The organism is Dyella sp. (assembly GCF_036568765.1).
Classification (GTDB): Bacteria; Pseudomonadota; Gammaproteobacteria; order Xanthomonadales; family Rhodanobacteraceae; genus GSA-30.
Map to the genome: position 1 here is coordinate 1 of NZ_DATCRY010000282.1, position 3,898 is coordinate 3,898.

Here is a 3,898-nt window from a genome sequence, read left to right on the forward strand (position 1 = left end):
GTTCATGGCTATTGTCTCACCGACGCGGCCGGCCCGGTGCCGGCCGCACGATGCTCAGCCCTGACGTTGCGCGAAGTGCCGCGCCACGACTTCAGCCACCACCATGCTGACCTTCTTGCCGGTTGGAATATGCAGGAATTCGTTCGGGCCATGCGCGTTCGAATGCGGTCCGAGCACGCCGGTGATCAAGAACTGCGCCTGCGGGAATTTCTCGCCTAGCATGCCCATGAAGGGAATGCTTCCGCCCTCGCCCATATACGCCGCCGGCGCGCCGAAATAATGTTCGGAAGCCTCGGCGACAGCCTGCTCCAACCAAGGCGAAAGCGCCGGTGCGTTCCAACCGCTGCCATCTTTCTCCAGTTTGAAGCTGACCTTGGCACCGTACGGTGGATCTTTTTCCAGAAGCGCTTTGACGAACTGCCCGGCCTTGGCGCCCGACAGTGTCGGCGGCACCCGCAGGCTGAGTTTCACTGCCGTCCTGGGACGCAGCACATTGCCGGCGCTTTCCAGCGGCGGCATGCCATCCACGCCGGTGACCGCCAACTGAGGGCGCCAGGTGCGGTTGAGCACGAGCTCGGTAAGGTCCTCGGTAACCGGCTTCATGCCTTCGACAAACGGGAATTTGTCGTACACCGCCGTGCCAAGCACGTCGGCCGAGCGCTTGGCCTGCTCGACGCGCTGCTCGGGGATCTCGACGTAGAGCTCCTTGGGCTTGATCGTGCCCGTCGCCTGATCTTCCAAGCGATCGAGCAGCTCGCGCAGGATGCGGAAGCTCGACGGCACCACACCGGACGCATCGCCTGAATGCACACCCTCTTCGAGTACCTGCACACTCAGTTCGCCACCGGTCATACCGCGCAGCGAGGTGGTCAACCAGAGCTGGTCGTAATTGCCGCAGCCGGAGTCCAGACAGACCACGAGCGAGGGATTGCCGATGCGAGCGGCCAGATGATCGACGTAGTACGGCAGGTCATAGCTACCCGATTCTTCACAAGCCTCGATCAGGATGACACACCGCGCGTGCGGCAGCCCCTGTTCTCGCAGCGCCAGCAGCGCCGCGAGCGACCCGAACATCGCGTAGCCATCGTCCGCACCGCCGCGGCCGTAGAGCTTGTCGCCCTTGAGCACAGGGGTCCAGGGTCCCAGGCCTTCAGCCCAGCCGGTCATTTCCGGCTGTTTGTCCAAATGGCCATAGAGCACCACGGTATCGTCGTTCTGACCGGGCACTTCGATATAGATCAGCGGCGTACGCCCCTCCAGCCGGACTACCTCCAGAGTGGCTCCGGGCAACGACGGCAGTTTCGAGCGCGCCCAGGTTTCCAGCAGCCTGACCGCCGCATCCATATGACCGTGCTCCACCCACTTGCTGTCGAACATCGGCGACTTGTTCGGGATACGAATGTATTCGACCAGCTTCGGCACGATTTCCTGATCCCACAATCCGCCGATAAAGCTGGAAAGGCGAGCGGTGTCCATAGGTTGGGCCTCGTTATGCGGAAAAACGCGCATTGTACCGCCGGCGGCCATGGGCGTGGTTCTGAGGCATTCGCCGACCGACATACCCTGCAGAAGCTTCTGCTTCGCGATCAACCGGCTGACTGCGCTCCTCCTGCCAAGCATCGAAAGTAACGCTCCACCTTACATCAGGAGTTTTGCGCATGTCCCGAATCCTTGTCGCCGCCGCCGTATCCCTCTTCGCACCCGCCACGTGGGCCGCCATCCCGGTAAATATCAATACGGCCGACGCACAGACGATCGCCGACTCTCTCGATGGCATCGGCTTGAGCAAGGCCCAGGCGATCGTCGAACAGCGCTCGCAGAACGGCCCCTTCAAGAGCCTGGAGGAGCTGACCCTGGTCAAGGGCGTCGGCGCCTCCCTGGTAGAGCGCAACCGCGAGGCTATCCGTTTGACCAGCGATACGCCCGCAACATCCAAAAAGGCCAGCAAGGCCAAGGACTAACGTCCTGGGCGCGTCGGCACCGGCAAGCAGCACGGTTCAGCCTCCCTACCGCTTGCTGCCCGATGCCGGCGCACCTGCCCTGGCGTCGTCCGACGCTTGCATTACACTTCGCGGCATTTCAGCTACCGCTACCTCCGATGATCCTGCCGCGTTACCGCATTGCCCCATCGTCGATCAGCGGAGCCGGCAATGGACTGTTTCTGGAAGAAAAAGTCGCTGCAGGTCAGATTGTGACCGCGCCCGACGCCATCGACCGGACCTGGCGTTTCGATCAATTGCGCCAAGACCCCGCGCTGCAGGCACAGATGTATGCTGCGGCACGCTGGTTCGAGGATCGTTATACGGTATCGCCGGATTGGCCCGATGAATGCTATATCAACCATAGCTTCACCCCCTCCGGCTTGTGGCACCTTGGTTTTATATTTGCTTTCAAAGAGTTACCGGCCGGGACCGAAATCACGGTGGATTACCGCCACCTACTGCCGCCTGGACAGGAAGAGGACTTTATCGACACGGCCACTGGTGAGAAAATCATCGGCTTGTCCTGGCACGATAGCCTGCTATCGACGACCCAGGCGCTTGCTGCGCTGTTGGACTCGTCCCACTCTCGTTGATCCAAGATGTACGACATACCCACTCTGGAAACTGCGCGACTGCGCCTTGCTCCCTTAAGCGAGCGCCATTTCGACGAATATGCCGCCATGCTGGCCGATCCGGCCAATACGCGCTGGTTGGGCGATGGCGAGCCGCTGGACCGCACCACGGCTTGGCGCTCGCTGGCCATGCTGCTGGGACACTGGCAATTGCGCGGTTTTGGCATGTGGGCGCTGGAACTGAAAGACACCGACGGATTCATCGGTCGCGCGGGCCTGATGCACCCGGAAGGCTGGCCCGATACCGAGCTCGGCTGGATGATCAAGCCCGATCACCGCCACCACGGTTATGCCACTGAAGCAGGCCAGGCCATCCTCACATTCGCCTGGAATCAGTTACGCCTGCAGCGCGTGATCAGTCTGGTGCGCATCGGCAACGAAGCCTCCGACCGTGTCGCCGAACGCCTTGGCGGCGAACATATCGACGATATGGATTTCCACGGCAATCTCAATCATGTCTTCGCCTATTACGCCCCCTGCCAGCCGCGCCGCGTCTCGTACGCATGAGCGCCATCCGCCGGATTGGCACCGGTGCGTTGCAAGAGCAACCGTGGGCCAACGGCATGGGCAGCACGCTGCTGATCGACAGCGCACCCGCATGCGGCGATTGGCAATGGCGTTTGAGCATTGCGCGCATCGAGCGCGATAGCCCGTTCTCTCTGCTGCCGGCTGTGCGCCGCCAGTTCGTGGCACTGGACGCTCCGATTCGCTTGGTTTTCGAGCACGGCCACCAGCAAGATCTATTGCGTCTGCAACCTTTCGCTTTCAATGGCGGCGAACCGGTGCGTGCCGAACTTTCAGAAGGCGCGACACGCGCCTTCAACTTGATGTTGCGGGGACAGGCACAAGGACAATTACTGGCTCGTCCGCTCAATGGCACGATGCTGCTGCCGATTCGCCCAGACTCACACTGGTATGTGCATCTACTGGCAGGGTGGGCACGTCTACACGTGGACGACGAGGTGCAAGAGTTGCACGTCGGCGACCATGCGTGGATTGAGGTGACTGCGCCTGCACGGGCGCAGATCGAAGGTGGAGGTGAGGTGATATTGGTGCAATTGGATGTGCAGAGGCACCGCTAGGCTTGCAGGAACGGCCTCAGTCGCAATATCGCGCCTCTTCGCAGCGCCTTGTCGCAACTAAAGGGAACCTCTAAAAACCTCGCAATCGCCCGAACATAGCGAAAGCGGATCCTATCGTTGTGGGAGCGACTTCAGTCGCGACAAGGACTTGCGATAAGGCACGATCGTCGCGACGAAAGTCGCTCCCACAGAAGAGCCAGTT

5 protein-coding genes are annotated in these 3,898 nt (G+C 61.3%); 4 read left to right on the forward strand and 1 reads right to left on the reverse strand.

The features are described 5' to 3' along the window. Positions 1 to 54: 54 nt before the first annotated feature. A complete protein-coding gene (locus tag VIM98_RS17960; RefSeq protein WP_331994473.1) occupies positions 55 to 1,476 on the reverse strand; it encodes a M20 family metallopeptidase in 1,422 nt (473 codons plus the stop codon). 182 nt (positions 1,477 to 1,658) lie between these two features. Between VIM98_RS17960 and VIM98_RS17965 the strand changes: the two genes are divergently transcribed. The 4 genes from VIM98_RS17965 (at position 1,659) to VIM98_RS17980 (ending at position 3,696) form a co-directional block, all read left to right on the forward strand. Beyond that, the gene (locus VIM98_RS17965) at positions 1,659 to 1,961 is read left to right on the forward strand and encodes a ComEA family DNA-binding protein (protein ID WP_331994474.1); all 303 of its coding nucleotides are present in this window, start codon (positions 1,659 to 1,661) and stop codon (positions 1,959 to 1,961) included. Positions 1,962 to 2,098: 137 nt separating this feature from the next. Next, positions 2,099 to 2,575 (forward strand): SET domain-containing protein, encoded by a 477-nt coding sequence (locus tag VIM98_RS17970; RefSeq protein WP_331994475.1) that lies wholly within the window; start codon positions 2,099 to 2,101, stop codon positions 2,573 to 2,575. A gap of 6 nt (positions 2,576 to 2,581) precedes the next feature. After that, a complete protein-coding gene (locus VIM98_RS17975; RefSeq protein ID WP_331994476.1) occupies positions 2,582 to 3,121 on the forward strand; it encodes a GNAT family N-acetyltransferase in 540 nt (179 codons plus the stop codon). After that, positions 3,118 to 3,696, forward strand: coding sequence for a HutD family protein (locus VIM98_RS17980; RefSeq protein WP_331994477.1), 579 nt, complete (start codon positions 3,118 to 3,120; stop codon positions 3,694 to 3,696). Before VIM98_RS17975 ends, VIM98_RS17980 begins: the two co-directional genes overlap by 4 nt. Positions 3,697 to 3,898: the final 202 nt, after the last annotated feature.